23 protein-coding genes and 4 tRNA genes are annotated in these 26,326 nt (G+C 45.8%); 24 read left to right on the forward strand and 3 right to left on the reverse strand.

The window, feature by feature from the left end; translation table 11 throughout:
- Positions 1–110: 110 nt before the first annotated feature.
- The 12 genes from HFE01_RS17795 to yajC all read left to right on the forward strand — a co-directional run bounded on the left by HFE01_RS17795 (position 111) and on the right by yajC (position 8,543).
- Positions 111–185, forward strand: a tRNA-Gly gene (locus HFE01_RS17795).
- Positions 186–190: 5 nt separating this feature from the next.
- Positions 191–267 (forward strand) — tRNA-Arg (locus HFE01_RS17800).
- 12 nt (positions 268–279) lie between these two features.
- A tRNA-Leu gene (locus HFE01_RS17805) sits at positions 280–359 on the forward strand.
- A 7-nt stretch (positions 360–366) separates the two neighbouring features.
- Positions 367–440: transfer RNA gene (locus HFE01_RS17810), tRNA-Pro, on the forward strand.
- 113 nt (positions 441–553) lie between these two features.
- Complete coding sequence (locus tag HFE01_RS17815; protein ID WP_016819145.1) at positions 554–1,255, forward strand: BofC C-terminal domain-containing protein; 702 nt, start codon at positions 554–556, stop codon at positions 1,253–1,255.
- A gap of 230 nt (positions 1,256–1,485) precedes the next feature.
- The gene (gene ruvC / locus HFE01_RS17820; protein ID WP_016819144.1) at positions 1,486–1,989 is read left to right on the forward strand and encodes a crossover junction endodeoxyribonuclease RuvC; all 504 of its coding nucleotides are present in this window, start codon (positions 1,486–1,488) and stop codon (positions 1,987–1,989) included.
- Entirely contained in the window at positions 1,986–2,600 is a 615-nt protein-coding gene (gene ruvA / locus HFE01_RS17825) for a Holliday junction branch migration protein RuvA (RefSeq protein WP_025365638.1), read from the forward strand. The genes ruvC and ruvA overlap by 4 nt, the downstream gene beginning before the upstream one ends.
- 50 nt (positions 2,601–2,650) lie before the next feature.
- Positions 2,651–3,658, forward strand: coding sequence for a Holliday junction branch migration DNA helicase RuvB (gene ruvB, locus HFE01_RS17830; RefSeq protein WP_044787290.1), 1,008 nt, complete (start codon positions 2,651–2,653; stop codon positions 3,656–3,658).
- A 224-nt stretch (positions 3,659–3,882) separates the two neighbouring features.
- The gene (locus tag HFE01_RS17835) at positions 3,883–5,976 is read left to right on the forward strand and encodes a SpoIID/LytB domain-containing protein (RefSeq protein WP_107734568.1); all 2,094 of its coding nucleotides are present in this window, start codon (positions 3,883–3,885) and stop codon (positions 5,974–5,976) included.
- A gap of 7 nt (positions 5,977–5,983) precedes the next feature.
- On the forward strand, positions 5,984–7,012 hold the full coding sequence (queA, locus tag HFE01_RS17840; protein WP_107734569.1) for a tRNA preQ1(34) S-adenosylmethionine ribosyltransferase-isomerase QueA: 1,029 nt from the start codon (positions 5,984–5,986) through the stop codon (positions 7,010–7,012).
- Positions 7,013–7,032: 20 nt separating this feature from the next.
- On the forward strand, positions 7,033–8,172 hold the full coding sequence (tgt, locus tag HFE01_RS17845; protein WP_019688330.1) for a tRNA guanosine(34) transglycosylase Tgt: 1,140 nt from the start codon (positions 7,033–7,035) through the stop codon (positions 8,170–8,172).
- A gap of 35 nt (positions 8,173–8,207) precedes the next feature.
- Positions 8,208–8,543: a preprotein translocase subunit YajC gene (gene yajC / locus HFE01_RS17850; RefSeq protein WP_016819138.1), complete on the forward strand. Its 336-nt coding sequence runs from the start codon at positions 8,208–8,210 to the stop codon at positions 8,541–8,543.
- 69 nt (positions 8,544–8,612) lie between these two features.
- On the opposite strand, the gene HFE01_RS17855 is transcribed toward yajC, so the two are convergent.
- Complete coding sequence (locus HFE01_RS17855) at positions 8,613–9,002, reverse strand: TIGR04086 family membrane protein (protein WP_016819137.1); 390 nt, start codon at positions 9,000–9,002, stop codon at positions 8,613–8,615.
- Between the two features lie 206 nt (positions 9,003–9,208).
- On the opposite strand from HFE01_RS17855, the gene HFE01_RS17860 reads away from it, so the two are divergent.
- Positions 9,209–9,985: a YetF domain-containing protein gene (locus HFE01_RS17860; protein WP_016819136.1), complete on the forward strand. Its 777-nt coding sequence runs from the start codon at positions 9,209–9,211 to the stop codon at positions 9,983–9,985.
- Between the two features lie 6 nt (positions 9,986–9,991).
- Here HFE01_RS17860 and spoVB read toward each other — a convergent pair whose 3' ends face one another.
- Positions 9,992–11,563, reverse strand: a complete 1,572-nt coding sequence (gene spoVB, locus HFE01_RS17865) for a stage V sporulation protein B (RefSeq protein ID WP_016819135.1) — start codon at positions 11,561–11,563, stop codon at positions 9,992–9,994.
- 308 nt (positions 11,564–11,871) lie between these two features.
- On the opposite strand from spoVB, the gene HFE01_RS17870 reads away from it, so the two are divergent.
- From HFE01_RS17870 to HFE01_RS17900, 7 genes are all read left to right on the forward strand, one after another.
- On the forward strand, positions 11,872–12,129 hold the full coding sequence (locus HFE01_RS17870; RefSeq protein WP_013372642.1) for a post-transcriptional regulator: 258 nt from the start codon (positions 11,872–11,874) through the stop codon (positions 12,127–12,129).
- A 90-nt stretch (positions 12,130–12,219) separates the two neighbouring features.
- Positions 12,220–13,476 (forward strand): protein translocase subunit SecD, encoded by a 1,257-nt coding sequence (secD, locus tag HFE01_RS17875; RefSeq protein WP_016819134.1) that lies wholly within the window; start codon positions 12,220–12,222, stop codon positions 13,474–13,476.
- The gene (gene secF / locus HFE01_RS17880) at positions 13,466–14,380 is read left to right on the forward strand and encodes a protein translocase subunit SecF (RefSeq protein ID WP_019688328.1); all 915 of its coding nucleotides are present in this window, start codon (positions 13,466–13,468) and stop codon (positions 14,378–14,380) included. The genes secD and secF overlap by 11 nt, the downstream gene beginning before the upstream one ends.
- Positions 14,381–14,520: 140 nt before the next feature.
- Entirely contained in the window at positions 14,521–15,477 is a 957-nt protein-coding gene (locus tag HFE01_RS17885; RefSeq protein WP_019688327.1) for a cation diffusion facilitator family transporter, read from the forward strand.
- 33 nt (positions 15,478–15,510) lie between these two features.
- Positions 15,511–17,907: a single-stranded-DNA-specific exonuclease RecJ gene (recJ, locus tag HFE01_RS17890; protein WP_019688326.1), complete on the forward strand. Its 2,397-nt coding sequence runs from the start codon at positions 15,511–15,513 to the stop codon at positions 17,905–17,907.
- Between the two features lie 65 nt (positions 17,908–17,972).
- Positions 17,973–18,485, forward strand: a complete 513-nt coding sequence (locus HFE01_RS17895) for an adenine phosphoribosyltransferase (RefSeq protein ID WP_013372637.1) — start codon at positions 17,973–17,975, stop codon at positions 18,483–18,485.
- Between the two features lie 249 nt (positions 18,486–18,734).
- Positions 18,735–20,783, forward strand: a complete 2,049-nt coding sequence (locus HFE01_RS17900) for a methyl-accepting chemotaxis protein (RefSeq protein WP_019688325.1) — start codon at positions 18,735–18,737, stop codon at positions 20,781–20,783.
- A 146-nt stretch (positions 20,784–20,929) separates the two neighbouring features.
- Here HFE01_RS17900 and uraA read toward each other — a convergent pair whose 3' ends face one another.
- Positions 20,930–22,240, reverse strand: coding sequence for a uracil permease (uraA, locus tag HFE01_RS17905; RefSeq protein ID WP_017427785.1), 1,311 nt, complete (start codon positions 22,238–22,240; stop codon positions 20,930–20,932).
- 269 nt (positions 22,241–22,509) lie between these two features.
- Here uraA and HFE01_RS17910 point away from each other — a divergent pair, with 269 nt between their 5' ends.
- The 4 genes from HFE01_RS17910 (at position 22,510) to HFE01_RS17925 (ending at position 26,301) form a co-directional block, all read left to right on the forward strand.
- Positions 22,510–24,687, forward strand: coding sequence for a RelA/SpoT family protein (locus HFE01_RS17910; protein WP_016819128.1), 2,178 nt, complete (start codon positions 22,510–22,512; stop codon positions 24,685–24,687).
- Positions 24,688–24,824: 137 nt separating this feature from the next.
- A complete protein-coding gene (gene dtd / locus HFE01_RS17915; protein ID WP_013372633.1) occupies positions 24,825–25,271 on the forward strand; it encodes a D-aminoacyl-tRNA deacylase in 447 nt (148 codons plus the stop codon).
- A gap of 132 nt (positions 25,272–25,403) precedes the next feature.
- Complete coding sequence (locus tag HFE01_RS17920) at positions 25,404–25,565, forward strand: hypothetical protein (protein WP_016819127.1); 162 nt, start codon at positions 25,404–25,406, stop codon at positions 25,563–25,565.
- A gap of 229 nt (positions 25,566–25,794) precedes the next feature.
- Positions 25,795–26,301 carry a type 1 glutamine amidotransferase domain-containing protein gene (locus HFE01_RS17925; protein WP_019688324.1) on the forward strand — a complete coding sequence of 169 codons (507 nt, stop codon included), beginning with the start codon at positions 25,795–25,797 and terminating at the stop codon, positions 26,299–26,301.
- Positions 26,302–26,326: the final 25 nt, after the last annotated feature.

Raw genomic sequence — 26,326 nt, forward strand, 5'->3', positions numbered from 1 at the left:
AGCCATTAGCTCAGTTGGTAGAGCACCTGACTTTTAATCAGGGTGTCGAAGGTTCGAGTCCTTCATGGCTCACCATTCATGCACTTATACGTCATGAATATAATTGTATTGCGGACGTGGCTCAGCGGTAGAGCATCGCCTTGCCAAGGCGAGGGTCGCGGGTTCGATTCCCGTCGTCCGCTCCATATTTGCGCCCTTAGCTCAGCTGGATAGAGCGTTTGACTACGAATCAAAAGGCCGGGAGTTCGAATCTCTCAGGGCGCGCCATTAACTTCATAAGCCGGTGTGGCGGAATTGGCAGACGCGCGCGACTCAAAATCGTGAGGGAAACCGTGGAGGTTCGAGTCCTCTCACCGGCATCTATTTCGGGATGTAGCTCAGCTTGGTAGAGCACCTGGTTTGGGACCAGGGGGTCGCATGTTCAAATCGTGTCATCCCGATTCAAAAGAAAGTCGCTGGAAGCAGCGGCTTTTTTGTTTATGTTATTATCTTTTGTATAATTCAGTAATCTTCAGGTCACACTAACACAAAAAGTGGGACGGAAGGGATTACTGTGAAGCGATTAAGTTGGAAAAAACAGATGAAACGGCGCTGGAAACAGTGGAGAAGAGCAGTGTGGGCATGTACTATTTTTAGTGCGGCTTGTTTACTGGCAGGTTTGGGCGTTCTGTTTTCGAATCATATGCAGGCTATGCTGTCGCAACCACTGGCTACTCCCGTTATGGCAGAGGTGGAAATGAAGGAGTTATCATATAGCCCGACCGAAGACCGCTCCCCACAGATGCAGCTATTGCAAAGTATTCGTGCTTCCGGTATAAGCAGGAAGACCCGTTTGTTAACTACCTACGTATGTGGCACGGAGACCACTTCCTTGGGAACGTTAAGTTCAAAGCAGCTGGAAAATTTGCTGAAGCAACATCCCGATTGGAAGGGAAGGCTTAATACTAAGGGAGAAGTGTGGCTGGAGCGCAGAGTGGAAGATTTGTCGGAGTCATGCAAAGAGCGCGCATATATGGGCTTAAGCACTGATGGGCAGCTTACACTGTTTGAAGGGCTACCAAAAAAGGAAAAAGTAATTCGTACCTTTTTTCAATTGGATATAGGGTCCATGGAGACGGCCTTGCCGGAAGGGGTATATAAACAACTTCAGCAGGGAATCCGTGTACAGGATATAAATGAGTATAACAGTGTAATCTCCACTTTTAGTGATTTTGCAGTGGAGCGAACACAGAGGGTATTAAAGCAGCATTATTGATTACACCAAGTACGGAGACGTTAGGCTTTGCCCACGAGGTGAGGTTTGTAGCGTCTCTTTTTATGTTTTCACTCATGGTTAAACTTTTTCCTCTATTAGATACAAAGTTTTGTTATAATAAAAAGAACGACACATATGTTCGCTTTATATGGGATTTGGTCATGTATATTGACGATAGTGCTGGCTGTTGGTTAGTTACGTCATGTTTGAGCGATAGGGGAGAGATTTTTTTGCGTTTTCTAGGAATTGATCCGGGTATTGCCATCGTGGGCTTCGGATTTGTAGACAAGGTTGGTAGTAAGGTGGTTCCTGTGCAGTATGGCTGCATCCAGACGGAGGCACACACCCCCGAAGAAGACAGGCTGCTTCATGTATATGAAGGCATGTTGCAATTAATTGATAAGTATAAACCGGATGCGGTAGCATTGGAGAAGCTCTTTTTTAATCGCAACGTTACAACGGCTATGTCCGTAAGTCAGGCACGTGGAGTGCTGGTATTAGCTGCCAAACAACGTAATTTGCCTATAGGGGAATACACGCCGATGCAGGTAAAGCAGGCTATTGTAGGGTATGGCAAGGCGGAGAAGAAGCAGGTACAGGAGATGGTTAGAATGTTTCTAAAGCTCCAGGCTGTGCCCAAACCGGATGATGTAGCGGATGCTTTGGCAGTGGCTATTTGTCATGCGCATTCCTATGGACTAAATTCAAAATTAAATGAGGTATTACGAAAATGATAGATTTCTTGCGTGGTTCTGTAGCTCACTTGGAAAATGAATATGTCGTTTTGGATGTGCAGGGTGTAGGGTATCGGGTATTTTGTCCCAATCCTTACGCGTTCGCCAAAACGGAAGGACCGGTGGTTATTTACACTCATCATCATGTAAGGGAAGATGCTATTTTACTGTTTGGGTTTGCAACCCGTGAGGAGCAGCAATTATTCCGTAAACTGATCGATGTATCTGGTATTGGACCGCGTGTGGCACTTGGGATTTTGGGAGGCGGTACGCCTGCTCATGTGGTGACGGCGATTTACCAGGAGAATATCACATTTCTCACCAAATTACCGGGAATCGGTAAAAAGACGGCACAACGCATGATTCTAGATTTGAAAGACAAGCTGGACGGTATTGGGGCGTTGGGAATGGCTACCGGATTGTTTGCGGAGCCTGTTGTAGAAGAAGGCGAAGGTTCGTATTGGAGTGAGGCGCGTGAGGCGCTTAAGGCGCTCGGTTACACGGATGCTGAGTTAGATAAGGTATGGAGCAAAATGAAGAAAGATGCGAAACCTGATGATTCTGCCGACATTTTGATGAAACGGGCTTTGCAACTGTTGTTTGCCGGATAGGACGCTGATGTCCGTGGATAGGATTCTGGTAAAAAGAGGAGCGATGGAATATGGATGACCGGATTATTTCCGCCAATTTGATGATGGAAGACCAGACGGCGGAGTTAAGCCTTCGCCCCCGTTATCTAAATGAATATATCGGGCAAAATCAGGTTAAGGAAAATCTGAAAGTATATATTGAAGCAGCCAAGATGCGTAAAGAAGCATTGGACCATGTATTATTGTACGGACCGCCTGGATTGGGTAAAACCACGCTGGCTAACATTATCGCCAATGAGTTGGGGGTTAATTTACGTACGACTTCAGGCCCTGCAATTGAAAGACCAGGAGATTTGGCAGCATTGCTGACCAACCTGCAAGAGGGGGATGTTTTGTTCATTGATGAAATTCATCGCCTTCATCGTACAGTGGAAGAAGTGATGTATCCGGCGATGGAAGATTTTGCGTTAGACATTATGATTGGCAAAGGTCCGAGTGCACGTTCGGTGCGTTTGGATTTGCCTCCCTTTACTCTTATAGGTGCTACTACACGCGCTGGGTTGCTCTCTGCGCCATTACGTGACCGGTTTGGCGTTATTAGTCGGTTAGAGTTTTATACGACAGACGAGCTGGCTTACATCGTGTCTAGGAATGCGGATATTATGGAAATTGAGATTGTCGGGGATGCTGCGGAGGAAATTGCATTGCGTTCACGGGGAACACCGCGGATTGCCAACCGACTGTTAAAAAGGGTACGTGATTTTGCCCAAGTGGCTGGAGACGGTATTATTCATTCAGAGTTGGCTGCTGAGGCACTAAGGAGACTTCAAATAGATCCACTCGGGCTGGATGAAATTGATCATAAAATGCTTAAGGCTATGATTCATTCATTCCGGGGCGGACCTGTAGGATTGGACACCATTGCTGCGACCATTGGCGAAGAGAGCCAGACGATTGAGGATGTGTATGAGCCTTATTTGTTACAAATTGGTCTTTTACAAAGAACACCTCGGGGACGAACAGTGACTCCGACGGCATATGCTCACCTTGGAATTCCAATGCCAACAGACCCACGGTGACTAGAAAACCATGGTGCCTTTTAAAAATCATTGAATGCTATTCGTAAGTATGGCGATATGAAATGGATAGACAGATAAATTGAGGTAAGAAGTGTGTAAGTCCGATTCGAGCGGGTTCAAAATTTGGTTTATTCCGCCGATGTATTTAAAGGGAAATACGCAGGTCGAGATCCGATAAATCATGTAATAAAAGTGCTAGTCAGCTAGAATTGGGGGAGCTAGAAATGAGTGGAGAAACATTGAACCGAAAAAAAACTTTCGGAGCGTGGACAGGCGGCTTCAAACGAGCAGCAGTTATTATGGTATTAGCTACAGCTTGCATACCTTGGTCTTCGGGCGTTCACGCTGCTGCTGCCCAAGAAGAGATTCGTGTAGTGATCTTTGCGGATCTAGGTAGTAAATATAAAGCGACAGTCCCCGCTGTAACTTTGAAATCATCAGGAAGCCTGAGTGTCGGCCAGAACAGTGGGGGAAGCTTTCAGGCTTGGATGGGACTGCCGGACAGTACGGCTCGTTTTAGTGTAGACAGCTATCGAGTGAAGGTACTTGAAGGAAATGAAGCGACTGCGATAAAAGCGGCTCAAGCTCTGCAAAAGACTAATGATAAACCTACTGTTTTTATCGGTTCAAAAAACGGTAGCTCTGTCTATCAAGTGTATGCGGGATTATATGCTAGTGAACAGTCGGCACAGGCTGCTGTGCAGCGGATTTCCTCAGCAACCGGAGCACAGGCCGAAGTTAAGGGAAACAAACATTGGTCGACGGGAAGCTACGGAACCGAGCAGGAGGCTAATCTTGTTCGCACGACTATTGCTGCCGCAGGCTTTGATGCTTTTACAGTAATTCAATCAAGAGGCCAGTACGCTGTATGGGTTGGAGAAGAAAGTAATGACAGCAAGCTGTCGGCCTTGAAAACAGAACTGGAGAGCAAGCAGCCCAGACTCACCCTTTCCAAAGTGAATACTACTCAAACTGGTCTGATTCTAAGACAGGAAGCAGGAGTAACGACAGGCTCACAGGCGATGTCTCATTACATGCTAAGTGGCTCTAATAACAGCAAGGTAATTGTCAACGGCGGTAATAATGGAATCCAAGTGGTCGAAAGATCACAGCGTACATATCGCGGCGACATGGAGATTGGCATGACGTCAGGACAGCTGGCGCTTGTAAATGAAGTCCCTTTGGAGCAGTATTTGTATTCCGTAGTAGGAGCAGAGGTCTATTCTTCATGGCCAGATGAAGCGCTCAAGGCTCAAGCGGTAGCTGCTCGCAGTTATGCGCTTGCCCAAGGCAATCGGTTTCAGATCGGCAATGTGGTAGATGGCACCCTAAGCCAAGCTTACAACGGTAAGAGCTCAGAACATGCGAATGTCAACGAGGCTGTAGATGCAACAGCTGGTGAAGTTATTAAGAGTGGCAGCAAAGTAGTCGAAGCTGTATTCTCTTCTAATGCGGGCGGTGTGACAGCAGATGCTTCCGAGGTGTGGAATAGTGGTGGTGAAGCGTTTGCGAGCGTGGACAGCTCGGGAGATACTTCGGCACAAAAAGGAGCACAAGAGTGGTATCACGTACTTCTCTCCAGTGGCAAGACAGGCTATATTCGCGAGGATAATGCTAAGGAGCTAGAGGGAGTTACAGAAGCAGGGTTAGACAAAATCACCGTCACTGCAGAAAATACAAATGTGCGTCCTATTCCCCAAATCCAATCAACGGTTACACCCGTAGCAAAGGCGCAGCCGGGCGAAGAGATGATTGTTTTGGAAAAGGTGCCTCAATCCGGAGACTATGCATGGGTTAGAGGCCCCTTTACAGCAGCTCAAATTGCTAAGTCCTTGCAAGGAAAAATAACTGGCACGGTACCATCCTCTATTAATCACCTTGATGTCACCAAACGAGGTCCGTCAGGGCGAGTATTGGAGGTTGAAGCAGATGGCACTCCTTTAAAAGTGAAATATCCGGACATGTATCGCTCAGCGATGGGGGGACTGCCGAGCACATTGTTTGATATTGCGAGTACCGGCAGTTATACTGTATTAGGCGCTGATGGAGCTACTACTCATGTAAGCGGCACACAAGGCACCCAAATTCTGTCTGCATCTGGCACCAGCACTTCAAGTGGTAACGGGGTGGTCGTCATGAATGAAGATCGCCATGCACGAGTCATCGACAAAACGCAAAGCTTTATTTTTACAGGTAAAGGGAATGGTCATGGCTTGGGCTTATCACAATGGGGGGCCAACGGTTTGGCAGAGCAGGGGTATGATTACAAGAAAATTTTGCAACACTATTACAAAAATGTGGATATAGTTAAGGACTGACCAATATATGAACGTAAACGACTACGATTTTGAACTACCTGAAACATTAATTGCACAGACGCCTTTGCTTGAGCGGACCGCTTCTAGATTACTGACGTTAAACAAAAACAACGGCGAAGTGGGACATCATACATTTTCGGATATTGTGCAGTATCTTCAGCCAGGGGATACGCTGGTTCTGAATGATACCAGGGTAATTCCTGCACGTTTGTTTGGCATCAAGCAAGACACTGGGGCTAAGGCCGAGGTTCTGCTGCTTAAACAACTGGAGGGAGACCGATGGGAAGCATTGGTGAAACCCGGCAAAAAGCTGAAAAAGGGAGCTGTTATTGTTTTCGGTGATGAGCTGAAGGCAGTTATTGAGGAAGAAGGAGATATGGGCGGAAGGGTACTTTCATTTTCATATGATGGTATTTTTCAGGAGATTCTGGATCGCTTGGGGCAGATGCCGCTTCCTCCGTATATCAAGGAACAGCTGGATGATCGTGAGCGGTATCAAACCGTTTATGCTCGGCACGAAGGTTCTGCTGCGGCACCAACGGCAGGGTTACATTTTACAGATGAATTACTGGACCAAATTAAAGAGAAGGGCGTTACGGTTGCCTTTATCACACTTCATGTCGGTTTAGGGACGTTCAGACCGATGTCGGTGGATACGATTGAAGAACATGTTATGCATGAAGAATACTATTCATTGTCACAGGAAACGGCAGATGTACTCAATGCAACCAAGGCACGCGGTGGGAGAGTCGTGGCAGTGGGAACAACCAGTTGCCGAACGCTGGAGACGGTGGGCAATAACTTCGTAGATGGTGTGCTACAGGCCAGCAGTGGCTGGACACAGATTTTTATTTATCCAGGCTATGAATTCCGTGTGGTGGATGCAATGATTACGAATTTCCATTTGCCTAAGTCCACCTTGGTTATGCTGGTCAGCGCACTAGCTGGCAGAGAGAATATTATGCATGCTTACCAGGAGGCGATTGACCAAAAATATCGGTTCTTTAGCTTCGGGGACGCTATGTTCATTTATTAATTAAGGATGGTAGAGAAAATATGGCACCAGCAATAAGATACGAACATATTAAGACCTGCAAGCAATCAGGAGCACGTCTGGGGCGTGTACACACACCACACGGAGTGATTGAGACTCCAACCTTTATGCCTGTGGGAACTCAAGCAACTGTTAAAACGATGAGCCCTGAGGAACTGAAAGCGATGGATGCTCAAATTATTTTGAGTAATACGTACCATCTGTTTCTTCGTCCTGGTCATGATATTGTCCGTGAAGCGGGCGGACTGCACAAGTTTATGAATTGGGATCGTCCTATTTTAACAGACAGCGGCGGATTCCAAGTGTTTTCCTTAAGTGAAATGCGTAAAATTTCAGAGGAAGGTGTTCATTTTCGCTCTCATTTAAATGGAGATAAGAAGTTTCTTTCTCCGGAAGTGGCAATGGAAGTCCAAAACTCACTTGGCTCGGATATTATGATGGCCTTCGATGAATGTCCACCGTTTCCGGCTGAGTATGAATACGTGAAAAAGTCACTGGAGCGTACCAGCCGTTGGGCTGAGCGTTGTTTGGAGGCACATGCGCGTCCTCATGATCAAGGTCTGTTCGCCATTGTACAAGGAGGCATGCATGAAGATCTGCGTAAGCAAAGTGCGGCAGATTTGACTTCCATGGATTTCCCGGGGTATGCTATTGGTGGACTGAGTGTAGGTGAACCTAAGCATTTGATGTATGAAGTGCTCGATTATACGGTTCCTCTGCTTCCTACCAACAAACCACGTTATCTGATGGGCGTAGGTTCGCCGGATGCTTTGATTGAAGGCTCCATTCGTGGTGTGGATATGTTCGACTGTGTACTTCCAACCCGAATTGCTCGCAATGGGACAACGATGACAAGTCAAGGACGTCTTGTCGTTCGGAATGCGAATTATGCAAGCGATTTTGGCCCGCTTGATCCGGCTTGTGATTGCTACACTTGTCGCAATTATTCACGTGCTTACTTGCGACATTTAATTAAAGCAGATGAAACCTTCGGGCTCCGACTGACAACGTATCATAACTTGCATTTCTTAATACAATTGATGCGTAATGTCAGACAAGCGATTATGGATGACAGGCTGCTTGATTTCCGCGATGAATTTTTTGAGCAGTACGGTCTTCATGATAATGATAAAGGCTTTTAAGTTTTAGGGGAGAGTATACGAAAGGGGGATTTAATGTGTTTCATTTTGCTACAGCTGCGGCTGCACCTGGTGGAGCTGGCGGACTTTTTCAAATGATCTGGCCACTGGCTCTGATGTTTGTAATCTTCTATTTCTTGCTGATTCGTCCGAATCAGAAAAAACAAAAGCAGCGTCAATCGATGCTTCAAGCTTTGAAAAAGGGAGATAAAGTAATTACAATCGGAGGTCTTCACGGTACAATTGTGGAGATTACGGACGATGTGGTTGTTTTGCGTGTGAATGATGTGACAAAGCTGACCTTTGACCGCAGTGCAATTAGTAATGCGATTGCAAAAGACACTGCAACTGAGGAAGTTGTTTCTAAATCGTAATATGCGATTGTAATGCAAAAACCGAGCCTTAGAGGAGGCTCGGTTTTTTTGTGTTGCATACATGTCGACTTACTTGCTGAAGTTAATGCCAAACATCCCGCCACCTGCTCCTATGACAAACGCGATTCCTAAGTGCATCAGGTCTTTACCGTTCATGCCTGCATCCAATGCCAAAAAACCGACCAGAAGAACGATTAGTCCATACAGAATGCCTGTAATACCGCCTTGATACCAGCCTTTGTTCGTGGATCTTTTACCAGCGACGAAGCCGCCAGATAGCATGGCGAATGCGTGGACGATGTACGTATACAATGATAAATCCTGTTCTTGCATCTGTGTCATCCACAAGAGTATTGAAAGAATCAATGCGCCAAACAGCATCCATGCAAAGGCATAAAATAAGCCGGATAAAATGGGATGGGCCAGACGAAACGAACACCAGCGGCGAATGAGCTCCATGGATAATTCCTCCTGTACCAAGGTTTGAACTATTATCATTCTATGGCCAAGCTTCCCGGGTTAGTACCAAGTCGTAAGCAGTCTTTCTCTTTATTTCAATAATTTAGCCTTTTGTTTTTTGTATGAGCCAAGTGAGGAACGGTCAGAATACGTGTACAATGAACGACTAATGTCTTGTCGCAAGTACAGGAGAGGAGGCGAACCTATTGAGTCACGATATTTTTGCTCATATTTTTCGGACGCTGCTCATGTATTTTATTGTATATCTGGTGATGCGCTTGATGGGTAAAAGGGAGATCGGAAAACTGTCTGTTTTCGATCTCGTCATATCCATTATGATTGCGGAAATTGCTGTGTTCAGCCTGGAGGATATAAAACGTCCACTTTATGAAGGGTTGATTCCTTTAGGAGTGCTGTTAATTTTGCAAATCGGGATTTCCTATTTCAGTCTGAAAAGTCGGCGTCTGCGCTTACTATTTGATGGTAGGCCCAGTGTATTGTTCTCCAATGGACAACTAAACAAGGACGAAATGGCGAAGCAGCGTTATAACTTAGATGACTTGCTGTTACAACTTCGTGAACAAAATATAGAAAGTTTGGACGAGGTTGAATATGTCATTCTGGAAACAACAGGTAAACTCACGGTGATTAGCAAGGATATTTACGATGGCGCTAAACGCGAAAAAATAAAGCAGGAACAAAGCGAGAATGATTTGATAAGCAAAGAGCACCAGGAAAATAGAGTCCACCCTTCTCCACAAATCGGTGGAAAGTTTAGATATGAGGGACTGCCGATTCCATTAATTATGGATGGCAAGGTGCTGGATCGAAATTTGGAACGGATGGATATGAACCGTTTTTGGCTTAAAAATCAGATTCAAGCGAAGGGACACAAAGATTTTAAGGATGTTTTCTTATGCTCGGTCAACCATAGAGGGGATGTATATATTACACCACCGGTCTATGGAGAATCTTCAGATTAGCTTATTTTATGCTTTAAACCATCTTCTCAGGATTGGAATGCGTGTGAGGTTGTCCCAGTCGATCATTTTGATCAAGGTCATCAGGAAAAGGTACAGAATAATTCCCAAGCCTGCGGCAAAAATAAACTGGAGCCACATTTGATCGAAAATCGTTAAATGTCTGTAGGTATATAATACCGCTGCCGCCATAATGATCATGCCTATCCCGGTTTTCCAGAAGTCAAGTAAACGTACACGAAAGCGAAGCAGTCTGCTGACACTGAAGCCATGTAGGAGGGTAACGATAGCACTGTTAATACAGATGGCGATGACAGCTCCGTAGATACCGTACTGAGGCTGGGAAGCAAGCCATACAATCAGCCCAATTTTGATAATGGCTCCGACAAAGGTGTTCAATAAGGCGCTTCCAGGACGGTCTAACGCCTGAAGTGCTGCCTGAAGCGGGGCCTGAATGTACATAAAAAGTGCAAAGGGCGCCATGAGTTTAAGCATGCCCGCAATATCGCCATTATTGTAGAGCAGCAGACACAGCGGCTCTGCTAATACATACATAATTACGGCAAATGGCGCTCCTGCGACTAAAGCAAGACGAAGCGATTGATGCAAACGTTTGTGAATGGCGGTAATATGCCCTTTTGCTGCTGCTTCGGATAACGAAGGCACGAGTGAAACAGCCAGCGAACTGGTAAGGGCTCCAGGTAGTAATAACACAGGAATAACCATGCCCTGCATGGCTCCATATTGTGCAGTTGCCACGCCAGTTGCAATGCCTGCTACGGCGAGGCTACGCATGCATAAGATAGATTCGAGCAAATAAGATAAGGAACCGACAAGCCTTCCAGCAGTAACGGGAACGGAAATCGACATAAGACGTGACAAAACGGATGATTGCTCGGTATGAACTTCTGAAGGTAAAGGCGCCTTCGGTTGAAGAATGTGATCTTTTCGCTGATTCCAGGCGTATTGCCACAGCAGCACAACCATGCCAATGAATTCACCCGCCAAAGCACCAAGCATTGCACCCGCAGCAGCGTAGGCTACCCCATGGGGAAGTAACAAGTAAGCAAACCAAATGACGCAAAAAATGCGCATGACGGTTTCCGCAATGGAGGAGCTTGCGGAAGGGATCATATTTTGTTTTCCTTGAAAATAGCCCCTATAAGCTGAGGAAACAGCAACAATGACAATCATTGGGCTCATACTCACGAATGTATAATACACACGGCTGTCGGTCAGGAGATGGCTTGTGATCCAAGGTGCAAACACAAGACAGATTGCCATGGCGATCAGGCTGAGTGTAATGGTGAAGCGCAAGCTAGTGTGCAAAATACGCCGCGACATTTCGGGTTGCCCCGCCGTCTCAGCTTCAGCTACAAGCTTGGCTACCGCAAGAGGGATGCCGCCGGTAATAAGAGTCACTAGTACAATAAAAAAGGGATACCCCTGCTGGTACAAGCCGACTCCTTCGGGGCCGATGATACGCGGGAGTGCGATTCGGGGAATAAAACCCAGTAGCCGATTGATGATTCCCGCTGCCAATAAAATAATTGCTCCATGAATGAATGTCTGCTTTTTCAATCGCAACTCCCTCTTCCCCAAAATGAAATTCTGCGTCTATGTGTTTCTTTAGAAGATATGCTGAACCTGTCCATGTTCATGACAAGCTTTTCAGCTTAGAAACAAGGTGATCCAGACTACAAGAGGGAGAGTGGTGAATTCTGCTATTGACGAGCGAAATGAATGCATATATTGTTGATTTACGGCTATTTTTCGATGAAAAGAAGGGTTTTCCAAGATCAGGACAGAAATGTTCTATAAAGCAGTCAATAACCCCGCTAATTGCTGATCTGCGGAACCGATAGTCGCTGGGAGGAGGAACGACCATCGTGGGTATGGAAGAGCTGGATGAGCAGGATTGGGATGACGCAATTGAGATACTCTGTCAAAGTAAGGCAGACGAGCTGATCCTTGTAGGTTATGAACATGTCACCAGTAAGGACGTGTGGAATTGCGTCAGCCATAAATATGAAAAGGAGGGTATTCCTCCGCTGCACAAGCTCGTTAACGATATACTTTCCCTTAAAGCGACGAGCTTTATGAACTATTTGACGATGTCCGCATTACGGGGCTCCACTTTCGAATAGAAGGGGGTCTTTTTTTGCGTTCAAATTGACTGCTTTTTGAGGGGTAGCTATAATAGGAATATTGAGAATGAAAGGGGAACATGGGACGGAATGAAAAGAATTCTAAGTTTCATCGTGGTCGTGCTCATAACTACTGGTGTTATGGTCGGGACAAGCCCGGGCCTACTAAAAAGTTTAAAATTAGGCCTCGATTTAAAGGGAGGCTTTGAAATTTTATATGAAGCCCAGCCTTTGGAAGCCGGGCAGCGTGTAACCAGCCAGTCTCTGATACAAACAGCACAAAGCTTGGAGAGACGTATTAATGCGCTTGGTACGACTGAGCCGGAAGTAACAACTGAGGGGAGCAATCGGATTCGCGTGCGGCTTGCTGGTGTCTCTAATGAGGCGGAAGTCCGCTCCATGCTGAAAAAACCCGCAGAGTTAACCTTCCGTAGTGCAACGGCAGCAGATGCTAAAAAGCCGGGTCAATACAGCAAAATTGAGCTCCGCGGTAATGATTTTGTGGAGAATGGTGCAGTGGTAGGCTATGATCAGCTGAACAAGCCTGAGATTAGTATCAAAGTAAAAGACAAAGCTAAATTTGCAGAAATCACAAAGCGACTTATGAATAAAGAGTTGGCTATTTTCCTGGATGATGAATTACTGTCTGCACCTACAGTCCGTAGTGAATTGACGGATGGCAGTGCTTCGATTACAGGTAGCTACACACGTGATGAGGCGAACAAGCTAGCAGATACGATCAACCTGGGTGCTCTTCCGCTTAAACTGACGGAAAAATATTCTCAGAGTGTAGGAGCTACACTGGGTCAGTTGTCACTGGATCAGACGATCCGTGCCGGTTTGATCGGTTCGGTCATCATTCTGATCTTTATGATTGCAATGTTCCGTGTACCGGGACTGATAGCTAGCTTCTGTCTCATCGTTCATACCTGGCTGGTGCTTGCGATTTTTTATTTGGGCGGTTTCGTGCTCACACTTCCGGGTATCGCAGCCTTCGTGCTCGGGATCGGGATGGCGGTGGATGCCAATATCATTACGTATGAACGGATTAAAGAAGAAATCAAGTCAGGCAAAACGATTCGTTCTTCTGTCATTGCAGGCAGTAAGGCATCGTTCCGTACTGTTATGGATGCCAATATTACGACAATTATAGCGGCAGCCGTCATGTTTGGTCTGGGTACAGGCTCCGTTCGAGGATTCGCTCTCGTGCTCATCGTTGATATTGTCGTGAGTATTTTGACAAATATCTTCTTCTCGCGCTTCTTGCTCAATCTGCTGGTTAAAGCAGATGCTGTGAAGAAGGCCAAGTATTTTGGTGTGAAGGAGAGTGATATCAGTGCGCTTTAATTGGGACTATAAATATGTCAAGATGAGCAAGTGGTTTTACACGTTCTCGATTATTATCACATTGCTTGGTATTTTGAGCTTATCGATATTTGGTTTGAATTACGGGGTTGATTTCCGTTCCGGTTCCAACGTGGATGTTAATTTGACTAAGACAGTTACACAAGAACAGATTCAAGCTTTGCTGAACAAGAACGGGATCGGCAAAGAGGTGGATTATACACCAGGTAAAGAGCGTTTCGGCATTCGTTTTTCACAGGTATTAACGGATCAGCAAGTGAATGAATTCAAAACCTCTTTTAACAAAGAGCTTGATCCGAAGGCATCATTTGAGGTCAATACGGTGGATACGGAAATGGCGCAAGAGCTGGAGCAAAATGCAATCTGGGCGATTTTGCTGGCCTCTGTGGCTATTGCTATCTACATTTCGATCCGGTTTGAATGGCGTTTTGCGGTTGCTGCAATTGTTTCGCTGCTGCATGATGCGTTTCTCGTCATTAGTATATTCTCGATTTTCCGGCTTGAGGTGGATTTGACCTTTATTACGGCTATTCTGACAATTGTCGGTTTCTCCATTAATGACACCGTCGTTATTTTTGACCGTATTCGGGAAAATCTGCGATTTGCAAAGAAAAAGTCCAGAACCGACTTGGAGCAAGTCGTCGATCACAGTATTGCACAGACAATGACGCGTTCACTCGCAACTGTGTTTACAGTGTTTATTGCCTCCGTCTGCCTATTCATTTTTGGCGGCGAGTCCATTCGGATGTTCTCGCTTGCGATGGTTATCGGTTTGCTGTTCGGTGCTTACTCTTCCATCTTCATTGCCAGCCCGCTGTGGGTAGCTTTGAAGGGAAAACAAAAGACGTCAACAACTGGTGGAGCGGCCAAAACTGCAAAGTCTTAAGTTACGCAAATACCAGTAGTATAAATTAAAGAGAAAGCCGCGTCTGCTTGGGCGCGGTTTTCTAAGGTTTTAAGAATTCGGTTATATTGGATTGGAGCTTTATCGGGAAATGGTTAGTTCAGGATTGAGGGGGAAACGTTGTGAATAGCGAACGCAGCCGATCATTAGAAACTGCGGCGTTGAGCGGAATTGTAGGCAATCTCGCGCTGGCTGTTCTAAAGGGAACCGTCGGTTATGCAGCAAACAGCAAGGCGTTGATGGGGGATGCACTGCACACGGCTGCGGATAGTGCTTCCCGTTTGCAGGAGATGCTGTTTTCCAAGGGTGGTACAGATCACGGAATGCTGGCGCGGTTGCGGAACGGTGAAAAAGTTCGGACGGTTATATCTGTGGTGCTGGCTATTTTAGTGCTGATGAGCGGACTTCAACTAGCTATTTCTGCTATTCGTTCATTAAGCAGTTCGGAACCGCAAGCTCCCGGTTTGTACGCATTAATTACCGTGTTTATTGCTTTGGTGTTGAGAGAAGCGTTGTTTCAGTTTCAATATCGCTACTCGATTAAACACGGCCATAAAGCGGAAGCGGATCGGTACGCTAACCATGAACGGTACTCGCTATATGCATCGCTGATTGCATTGATCGGCATGATCGGTGCAATGACTGGCGAGGCAATGGAGTGGCCTGCATTGTTATATCTTGATCCAACTGCAGCTTTGCTGGTAGCCTGTCTGGTGTTGCGTAAAGGATATCTCATGGTAATGAATACCGCATACCAGGTGCCTGCACAGCCCTTGCAGGAGGAAGACTCCCAGCGCTTTATGGAGACGATTCAACGGGTATATGGTATTGTAACGGTTGAACACTTACATGCTCAGGAAACGGGTCATTTCATAACAGTGGATGTAACGATAAGTGTTAACCCGCGGATTACGGTGCAGGAGGCGCAGGAAATTGCTGATCGAGCCAAAAATTTACTGTTAGCCCGTTTTCCACAGGTGACTCATGTACAAATGCAGTTCATTTCTTACCAAGCCGGGTATCCTTATAAATCCAACTATGAACTGCCAGATAATGATGCGTCGTCCTTGCTTCAATAAGGCAGGCCGACTATGAAAGAAAGGTGAATAGGATTGCTTCATTCGCAGTACAGATGGAAGACCCCGGAGGTTAACCTGGAAGCGGCTCAGCCGTTAACAGAAGAGCTGGGGATTTCACCATTGTTGTCCCGGCTTTTAGTGAACCGGGGCGTCACTACGGCCGGGGAAGCAAACCGCTTTTTGTACGGAAGTGTGGACGATGTACACGACCCATTTCTGCTTCTTGGCATGAAAGAGGCCGTGCCGAGAATTCGCCAGGCTCTGGAGCGCGGCGAGCATATATTAATCTATGGCGATTATGATGCGGACGGCGTATCCAGTACATCATTGATGATTCAGCTTATGCGTTTTCTGAAGGCTTCTTATGATATTTACATTCCCCATCGTTCTAATGAGGGATATGGTCTGCACAATCATGCTCTAGATTGGGCACATCAGCAGGGAGTGACGCTGGTCATTACAGTGGATACGGGAATTAGTGCAGTAGAGCAAATTGCTTATGCGACTTCCTTAGGAATCGATGTGATTGTGACTGACCATCATGAGCCGCCTGCTGTGCTTCCCGAGGCTTATACTTTGATCAATCCGAAGCTGCCGGATTGTCCCTACCCGTTTAAAGGCCTTGCAGGCGTTGGTGTTGCTCTGAAGCTGGCTCAGGCGCTGTTGAGTGAAGTACCCGAGGAATGGTTTGAAATCGCCGCTATTGGTACGGTAGCTGATTTGATGCCACTACATGGTGAGAATCGGACGATAGTACGTAGAGGGATTCAATCCATGAGAAACACTGCATTTCCAGGAATTCGGGCGTTGCTTCATGTAGCGGGTGTGGAGATATCCACAGTGACTTCGGTCAACATCGCATTTGCATTGGCACCGCGGATTAATGCGAGCGGGCGTCTGGATCATGCGGGACGAGCAGTTTCCCTGCTGACGACAGAAAAAGAGGAGGAAGCAGACCAGCTTGCGCATGCGCTGGATCTGCTCAATCGTGAGCGTCAACAAGTGGTCGAACACATTGTGGAGCAAGCCGAGCAGCAATTAGCATCCAAACTAAATGAAGGCAAGCTTCCATCTGTGATTGTTTTGGCTGGTGAGGGCTGGAATGTTGGTGTCGTCGGAATTGTGGCATCCAAGCTATTGGATCGGTATTATCGTCCGACCATTATTCTAGGCATAGATGCGGAGACAGGCATGTGCAAAGGCTCTGCTCGTTCTATTCCTGCATTGGATATTTACAGTGCTCTTACAGATTGCCATGAGCTCATGGAGCATTTTGGTGGACATCCTTCGGCAGCGGGGATGACGCTGTCCCGTGACAATCTGGAATTATTCGAAGAACGGCTTAACCGCTATGCAGGTTCCATTTTGACACCGGAGGATTTTATCCCTATAGCTGAGGCTGATATGGTCTGTCGTCTGGATGAGGTGTCTTTACAAGTGGTTGAAGAACTGGAATTACTTCAGCCTTTTGGGATGGGAAATCCTTCTCCACGATTCATATTACAGGGGCTTCAATTGCGCGAGGCTCGCAAAATGGGACGTGAGAAAAACCATGTGAAGCTACTATTGGAGCAGAATGGTTTATCGTTGGATGCGATTGCCTTCCGACGTGGCGATTTGGCTGATTTTTTACAGCAGCAAACGGACATAGATCTGTTGGGCGAGTTATCAATTAACGAGTGGAACGGTAAACGTTCACTTCAGCTGATGATGCAGGATATTCGTGTGCAGGCTCCGCAAATTTTTGATTATCGTGGAGTATCGGACCCACTTGCCGAACTGGAGCGAGGGCTGAGGATCTTCCATCCAAGCTTAGAGGAACGAAAGAATGATGTTGCGGTGTTGATCCATCCGTCATCCCGGCTTCGGACATCGAGCTCCGTGGGCGCTGAATACTTATGGTTATACGATAAAGATGGCAGCGTTACTCCTAGTGATGGTCGAAAAGATACACAGCACTCTGTGAAGTCGCTGTTCGTACTGGAGCCGCCAGATACACCCGAGCAGTTTCATGCATTATGGTCTACCTTTGAGAATGTAGAGAACGTGTTTCTTCTTCATTCGATCAGTGAGCGTGGCGGCCGGCTCGTGAGCCCCGATAGGGAGCTGTTTAAGCGTATTTACATTGTGCTTTCTCGAATGGGAACACAGCTAATTGATGAAAAAGCAATGCTACCTGCTCTTAGCAGGCAGTGCTCGTGTTCAGTGCGCATGTTATCCAAGGTATTGGACATCTTCGAGGATCTTGAATTTTTGACTCGTACAGATGGTCAATTTTGTTTTGTATCCAATCCGCCCAAGCGGGATTTAACTGCTTCTCCGCGCTATCAGGAATTGTACAATATGGCTGAGATGGAGCGGTATTTACTGGATGCGGACACCACCCAGATGACGAGCTGGATCATGTCGCTTATGAAAGGTGCGTCTTGAGATATTACCTTGTAGTTTTGTAAAATGTATATACTAATTAGAAGTTTACAGTAGGAGGAACTAAGTTGGACTACAAAGAATATATTCGGGTAATTTCCGATTTTCCACAACCAGGGATTAGTTTTAAGGACATTACGACCCTAATGAAAAATGGTGAACTGTATCGCAAGGCGATCAACGATATGAAGGAACTGGTATCTGATTTAAAAATTGATTTGATTGCAGGTCCGGAAGCACGTGGATTTGTTGTCGGTGCACCTCTGGCTTATGCGCTTGGTGTTGGTTTTATTCCCATCCGTAAGAGTGGCAAGCTGCCTGGAGAAACCATTGAGGAAGCATACGGTTTGGAATATGGTAAGGATACTCTAGCTATGCATAAGGATGCGATTGAGCCGGGGCAAAATGTTCTGATTGCTGATGATCTGCTTGCTACAGGTGGAACCATCGCTACGTCCGTTAACTTGGTACGCCAACTTGGTGGCAATGTGGCAGGGGCTGCCTTTCTTATCGAGCTGTCTGACCTCAACGGACGGGCAAAGCTGCCTGATGTAGATGTATTCACCCTAATTAAGTATTAAGTATTAAGTATTAAGTATTAAGTGTTTAGAAACCGGGGTTTCCCGGGAAATATTTATACATGGATTGCCTAAATAGTCCGATGGAACATCTCTTTATCTAAAGAGTTGCTCCATCGGACTATTTTTTGATTGTAATTAAATTGGATTATTTTATTGTAACAAATTACCACGGTTTTTATTGGAAAATAGTTATAAAAAAATAAAATAAATGTCGATAAAAGTGTAAAAAGAAACAGAGGGGGATATACATTGGGTATATTTCAATTTAAGAGTTTACAAGCACGGACACTTTCTACCTTGGTTCCGTTAGTACTTATAACGCTGATTTTAATCAACTTTTTGTCTTATTTTTTTGCCAAACAGAAGCTGGATACGGAAATAAGCCAAAATGCTGCTCATTCCTTGTCGAGGGCTCAAGCAGATATTGCAGCTAACGTAGATCGTCATGCTTTGCTTGTTTCGATGCTGACTAAGAGTGCGGAACAACTGGGAACAGAAATGAACATTGAGGGCTATGGACGACTCTTTGAACAAGAGCTGACATTAAATGATATGACTTACGGGTTAGGGATTTATTTTGCTAAAGATGCGTATGACCCAGGAGTGACATACCGTTCAATATATGTGCATAGAGACGGCGAGCTAGTCAAGCAATCGACTGAATATGACGATTCGCAATATGACTATTTAACGCAGCCTTGGTATACAGAAGCCGTGGAACGTGGTAAAGATATAAATTTCACAGAGCCTTTTTACGATAGCAAGCTGAACATCAATATGATTACGGCAGGGAAAGCATTTTACGACAGGGAGGGGAAACTATTAGGTGTCATTACAGGCGACCTAAACATGACGAGTATCCAGACGTATATTGAAAAAATGAAGTTTGGTACTCAAGGTAGTGCGATCTTAGTGGATAAGAATGGAGCCATTCTGTCATCCGGTCTTCAGTCCTTAAAAGCAGGCGAGCCGTTAAAAAACACGATGAATGCGGAAGCAGCACAATCTATTCAAAGTGGTATGTCTGGACAACTATCCATACACATTGATAATGAGGACTACCGGATAATGTACGAAACACTCCCACAAACCGGATGGAAAATTGGTGTATTACTGCCAGAATCGGATTTGAATCGCTCTGCGAATGAAATGCTTAAACTTCTGCTGATTGTTAGTGTTATAGGTATTTTACTAATTATGGGAGCGGTATTGATTAACAATTCAGGCATGATCAAAGAAATTAAAAAAATTAGGCAGATGACCAATCGTATGGCACTTGGTGATTATACCGTTGAATTACCACATCATCGTAAAGATGAATTTGGCCAAATGGCTGATGGGATCAATAAGGTGATTGTTGCAACCAGAGGAATGGCATCACGCTTGAGCGAAGAGTCAGGTGTAATCTCAGGTGTATCTTTAAAAATATCTCAGGAGATTTCCGGAGCGACTAAAGATGCGCACCATAATGCAGGAGAACTGGCGCAGGTAAAGGAAGGGGCAGAGCTTCAGTTGGCCGCAGCAGCAGAAAGTGCGACTGCGATGGAAGAAATGGCTGTTGGCATACAGCGTATTGCTGAATCTATACAGCATGTATCCGAGGCTACCACTGAGATTGAACTTAAAGCACAACAAGGAAATGAACGGTTGAACGTGGTCAGCCAAGGAATGCATAAAGCAAAAATGTCTATGGATGAGGCAGGCAGGGTAGTAAGCTCGTTAAATGAGCGGTCCGCTCAAATTGGCAGCATTATTGGAATGATTCAGGATATTAGTGGGCAGACCAAGTTACTGTCGCTGAATGCTTCCATTGAAGCCGCTCGTGCTGGGGAGCATGGCCGAGGGTTCGCTGTAGTGGCTTCAGAAATCGGAAAGCTGGCCGTAAACGTAAGCGAGTCTGCGGAGCAAATTACAAGTCGAATCCGATCCATGCAGGAAGAAACCAAATTCGCTTTGGAAGGAATGCAGCAGGGGGCTCTGGAGATGGATGAAGGCGTATCTATTTTACGTGAGGTGGAAGAACGTTTTATTGCGATGAATCAAGATATTCAGCAGGTGGCGATAGAAGTGCAGGAGGTCTCATCTGCCTCTGAAGAAATGTCGGCAGGCTCAGAGGAAGTTGCAGCCTCCATTGGTTATCTTGCAGACATTGCGAAAGCTTCAGCTGAACGTACAGGCCAAGTCTCGGAACGATCCGAACGGCAGCTAAAGGACCTGAAAGGTCTGGATAGCTCTGCCAAGTCGCTTACAGGTGTTTCCGATACGCTTAATCAGGTCGTATCCCGTTTTCGTGTGTGATATCTTATTTTAAAAATAAATAAAAAAGCCGTGCATAAAAAGACGCCGTTCCATGTAAGAAGGATACTTACACGCTTGTCTATACAGCCTGAGCGTGTTCATCCATAACTAACATGGAGCGGCGTTTTAAAATTGAAAAATAGATATTAATCTGGTGTTTTTTCAGTTAAAGGTTCCTGCGTTTTATCATTCGACCAGCCGAGCACATCAACCAGCTTGAAGAACAAACTCAGAATAATACCGATGATTGTCGCCAGGGCCATACCTTTCAAGGTGACCGCACCCCAAGTGAGCGTAGTACCGCTGATTCCGACCACAAGCACGATGGTGGCGAGCAGCATGTTAGTTGGCTTGGCGAAATCAACTTTTTGCTCGACGAAGATTCTAAGACCAGAGGCAGCGATCACACCGAATAATAGCAAGGATACGCCACCCATAACTGGAGACGGAATATTAGAAACAATCGCTGAGAACGTACCCGAGAAGGACAACAGAATGGCAATAATAGCCGCTCCGCCAATAACCCATACAGAGTACACTTTAGTTAATGCCATAACACCGATATTTTCACCATAAGTCGTATTAGGTGTAGAACCAACAAAACCGGAAATGATGGTAGAAATCCCGTTACCCAGCAAAGAGCGGTGGAGACCAGGATCTTTGGACAACTCACGTCCGACGATGTTGCTCGTCACTAGCAAGTGACCAATATGCTCTACGATGACGACCAGAGCAACCGGAAGAATCGTCAGCATAGCCGAGGCATTAAAGGTTGGAGTGGTAATTGCGGGATGAGCGAACAAAGGAGCGTCCGCAATAGCCTGCGTATTGACCATACCCATGAAATAAGCAAGCACATAGCCCACCACGATACCGATTAGAATATGAATGATTTTGGCAAATCCGCGAAACAACACCGCACCCAGAACAGTAACACCGAGCGTAACGAGGGAAAGGGTGATCGTTTTGGGATCTGGCGTCCAGGCTTTAGTAGGATCGGCATTAATAATGCCTGCCATGCCTGCAGCAACCGGAACCAGTTCCAGACCAATCAAGGCTACGATTGATCCCATGACAGCTGGTGGAAAAACGATGTCTAGCCAACGTGTCCCGGCGTATTTAATTACCAGTGCGACGAGACAGAAAATAATACCTGTAACGATGAAAGCACCCAGGGCCATTGCATAGCCATTGCTGCCAGGGTTACTTTTAAGCACAAGACTGACAGGAGCGATAAAAGCGAAGCTGGAGCCGAGATAGGCAGGGATTTTGCCACGGCAGATCCATATGTACAACAATGTTCCGATACCGTTCATGAGCAAAATCATGCCGGGATCGACGCCAAAAATATTGGGCACCAGCACGGTGCTGCCAAACATGGCAAACAAATGCTGTACGCTGAGCAGGATCCCAGGTCCTGCTGGAAGCTTTTCATTAACTTGAATTTCGCGTTGCAACGCAGTTCACTCCTTAGTTCTTTCAATTATTCTTATATACATTAATTACTTTTCGTAATTTTTTCAATATAATTCGTTTCATTTCGTCAACAATCCTGATTTTACTTAACCATGTGTGACAAAATAATGCGACAGTGCCAAACCTGTAATAGTTGACGTGTGGCGTGCTAAGCGTCATAATTGTAGGAAATCACTTTTAAAAGGGAACCTTTGCGCGACATTGATCGGCGGGTTCCATTTTGCATAGAAAGGACACGGAATAGAGCAGAATGGGGATAGAGCAATTACTTAAAAAGGCCGGGGCCTATACCAGAGAAGCAGATCTTATCCGCATCAGGGACGCCTATGATTTTGCCGAGCAGGCCCATTCCGGCCAGACTCGTAAGTCCGGTGAACCTTATATTCTGCATCCGCTTGCGGTTGCTGATATCGTCGTTAATATGCAGATGGATACCATCTCCATTATCGCCGCTCTTTTACATGACGTTGTGGAGGATACGACGGTGTCTTTGGCGCAGATTCGCGAGCATTTTGGCGATACATGTGCGATGCTTGTCGATGGTCTGACGAAGCTGGAGCGTATCCAGTTCCGATCCAAGGAAGAACAGCAGAACGAAAATTATCGAAAAATGTTTATTGCCATGGCGCAGGACATTCGTGTCATCGTCATTAAGTTGGCAGATCGTCTGCACAACATGCGTACCCTGAAATATCAATCGGAAGAAAGCCAGCGTCGAATCGCTTATGAAACGTTGGAAATTTTCTGTCCGGTTGCAAACCGATTGGGTATTTCAGCGATTAAATGGGAAATGGAAGACATTGCTTTGCGCTATCTGAATCCTCAGCAGTATTACCGCATCGCTAATTTGATGCATAAGAAGCGGGCAGAGCGCGAGCAATTTATTGATAATGTCATACAGCGTATCAGAGAGAAGCTGGAAGAGATGGGGATTCAGGCTGATTTGTCTGGACGCCCTAAACATATTTACAGTGTGTTTAAAAAGATGACGACAAAAAACAAGCAATTCAATGAAATATACGATTTGCTTGCGATTCGAATTATTGTGGATAACATTAAAGACTGTTATGCCACATTGGGGATTATCCATACGTTGTGGAAACCGATGCCGGGGCGGTTTAAGGATTATATTGCCATGCCTAAGGCTAATATGTATCAGTCCCTCCATACGACCGTAGTAGGTCCCAACGGAGAGCCTACAGAAGTACAAATTCGCACAGTGGATATGCATCGCACTGCTGAATTCGGGATTGCGGCCCACTGGGCCTATAAAGAAAACAACGGGGCAAATAACACAAACTTTGAGGACAAAATCACCTTTTTCCGAGAAATTCTGGAGCTGCAAAACGAGGCGAAGGATGCTTCGGAATTTGTGGAATCACTCAAAATGGACTTTTTCTCAGACCTTGTGTTTGTCTTTACTCCTAAGGGAGAAGTCATTGAGTTACCGGCTGGATCGGTTCCGCTGGACTTTGCTTTCCGTATCCACACAGAAGTTGGAAATCGAACGATTGGCTCTAAGGTAAATGGAAGAATTGTTCCTTTGGATTATCGTCTGAAAACTGGCGATATCGTGGAAATTATGACGTCCAAGCACTCCTATGGACCTAGTCAGGACTGGCTTAAAATTGCTCAGTCCTCTCACGCGCGCAGTAAAATCAAGCAATGGTTCAAGAAAGAAAAGCGTGAGGAAAATGTAGAAAAAGGCCGCGAAAGTCTGGAACGTGAGCTAAGGAAGCGTGATATTGAGCCATCCGTGTGGATGAGCGAGGACAAACTTCAGGATGTGGCACAAAAGTTCTCTTTTAATGATTCTGAAGATATGCTGTCTGCGATTGGCTTTGGCGGTATAACCGCAGCGCAGGTTTGTACACGTTTGACAGAGAAGCTGCGCAAGGAACAAGAAGAGGCACGTCTAATTGAGCTGACGACCGAGGTTAAGGAGTACAAACCGCAGGGTGATCGGAAAAAAACACCGACCAACGGTGTCAGCGTCAGAGGCGTCGACAATTTGCTCGTTCGCTTTGCACGATGTTGTAATCCCGTACCGGGTGATGACATCATCGGCTACGTAACACGCGGGCGCGGCGTATCTGTTCACCGTACCGATTGCCCGAATATTCCTTCGGGGGTGGGCGAAGATCAGGCGCGTGTGATTGAAGTGGAGTGGGAAGAAGCAGCCGAGGTCAATTATAGTGTCGATATTGAGATTACAGGGCATGACCGCAATGGTTTATTGAACGAGGTGCTTCAGGCCATTTCTGAGAATAAAACTAGCTTCTCGGCCGTGACAGGACGTACAGATAAAAATAAAATGGCAATGATTCACATTACAATTCTTATTCGTAACACGGATCATTTGCATTCTGTTGTCGAACGGATCAAACGGGTGAAGGATGTATACACCGTGCATCGGATTATGCAATAAACTTGTGAAGCATACACGCAGGTTTATATAGCCTTTGTAATACATCTTGGGTACAAAGACTCATAGGTGGCTGAAAGAGCCATGGTACGACTGTGAACACCTTGTAAGGGGAAGAGTAAAGGAGCAGCGGATAGGCAATGAAGATCATTATTCAGCGCTGTAAAGACGCTCAGGTAACAGTGAATCAAAAGGTGGTCGGCAAAATCGGAACTGGATTAATGCTGCTGGTTGGTATTGGTCAGGGAGATACGGCAGCCGATGCCGTTTATTTGGCGGATAAAACAGCGGGATTGCGTATATTTGAAGATGCTGAAGGAAAAATGAACGATAGTGTTCTGGATGTCGGTGGGGCCATTTTGTCTGTCTCCCAATTTACGTTGTATGGTGACTGCCGTAAAGGGAGAAGGCCCAACTTTATGGGAGCGGCCAAACCTGAGGAAGCGGAGAAGCTGTATGATTTCTTTAACAGCCAGCTTCGAGCCAAGGGCCTGGAGGTCGAGACGGGGATTTTTGGAGCTATGATGGATGTTTCCTTGACCAACTGGGGTCCAGTGACGTTGATTTTGGACAGCGAACGTTCGTAGGTATCCATTCTTGGTATGATCTGAGAACTTGAGTAGAAGAGAATAAAATAGCCGTTTAGAGGGACCATAATGTCATCCCGGTTGGTAAGCAGCCATCTGGAAAGCCTTAAGGGTGATAGGAGAGACGAAGCTATGCGTCAGACCCCAAAAATGGACGGATATCAAAGCGCGGTGCTACTTTATCCTGGTAGTATGCGGGAGGCAATCAACCTTACTCGTAATGCTGATGCGTTATTACAGCATGTTGCTACAGCTGTGGACAAGCCAGGACGCGGTGCCCTACCGCGTAGGTAAGCCATTTGTAAATGCAGCATTAACGACGTATTGTCTCAAGCGGTTATAAAGAGATCGAAAATAATTATGTAGCAGTACATCAGGGAGGAGCCAACGGGCTCCTTTTTCTTTTTCACTGCTTGGAATTGTTATAAACACAGATCAAGCGGGTAATAACAAAGCGTGGTAAACAAACAAACCTAACTTTAAGCTCGCTTTAAGGATAACCGGAAAGGAGATCTGAACGATAATGAGTAAAATTGCATTTTTGTTGGCTGACCAATTTGAGGATTCCGAAATGAAGGTCCCTTATGATGAACTGAAAAAGGCTGGACATGAGGCAGATATTATTGGATTAAAACAAGGTGAAAAAGTGAACGGTAAGCAAGGCAAAGCAAGCTACACTATTGAAAAAGCCATTGCAGATGTGAAATCAAGTGACTATGATGCAGTTGTTATTCCTGGTGGATCATCACCGGAAAATCTGCGTTTGGATGCAAATGTTCTGAAGTTTGTAACTGAAATAAATGAGTCCAAAAAAACGATCGGAGCTATCTGTCACGGGCCGCAAATTTTGGCGAGTGCCGATTTGTTACAAGGCCGGACGATTACAGCTTACCCTCCATTGAAAGATGACTTGATTAATGCGGGTGCTCATTTTGAGGATCAAGAGGTGGTGGTGGACGGTAACTTTATTACGTCTCGGACTCCTAAGGATGAGCCCGCTTTTGTGCGTGAGTTGTTAAAGGCATTGTAATTTAACCGTGAATGCTTCCTAGATT

It is taken from the genome of Paenibacillus sp. EKM10P, assembly GCF_011800655.1.
GTDB lineage: Bacteria > Bacillota > Bacilli > Paenibacillales > Paenibacillaceae > Paenibacillus > Paenibacillus polymyxa.

Excerpts from the sequence above, each read along its gene's own strand:
- ruvA (WP_025365638.1), top strand. The coding sequence starts at position 1,986 with ATGATAGATTTCTTGCGTGGTTCTGTAGCTCACTTGGAAAATGAATAT.
- ruvB (WP_044787290.1), top strand. The coding sequence starts at position 2,651 with ATGGATGACCGGATTATTTCCGCCAATTTGATGATGGAAGACCAGACG.
- HFE01_RS17835 (WP_107734568.1), top strand. The coding sequence starts at position 3,883 with ATGAGTGGAGAAACATTGAACCGAAAAAAAACTTTCGGAGCGTGGACA.
- queA (WP_107734569.1), top strand. The coding sequence starts at position 5,984 with ATGAACGTAAACGACTACGATTTTGAACTACCTGAAACATTAATTGCA.
- tgt (WP_019688330.1), top strand. The coding sequence starts at position 7,033 with ATGGCACCAGCAATAAGATACGAACATATTAAGACCTGCAAGCAATCA.
- HFE01_RS17855 (WP_016819137.1), bottom strand. The coding sequence starts at position 9,002 with ATGGAGCTCATTCGCCGCTGGTGTTCGTTTCGTCTGGCCCATCCCATT.
- secD (WP_016819134.1), top strand. The coding sequence starts at position 12,220 with ATGAAAAGAATTCTAAGTTTCATCGTGGTCGTGCTCATAACTACTGGT.
- HFE01_RS17910 (WP_016819128.1), top strand. The coding sequence starts at position 22,510 with ATGGGGATAGAGCAATTACTTAAAAAGGCCGGGGCCTATACCAGAGAA.
- dtd (WP_013372633.1), top strand. The coding sequence starts at position 24,825 with ATGAAGATCATTATTCAGCGCTGTAAAGACGCTCAGGTAACAGTGAAT.
- HFE01_RS17920 (WP_016819127.1), top strand. The coding sequence starts at position 25,404 with ATGCGTCAGACCCCAAAAATGGACGGATATCAAAGCGCGGTGCTACTT.
- HFE01_RS17925 (WP_019688324.1), top strand. The coding sequence starts at position 25,795 with ATGAGTAAAATTGCATTTTTGTTGGCTGACCAATTTGAGGATTCCGAA.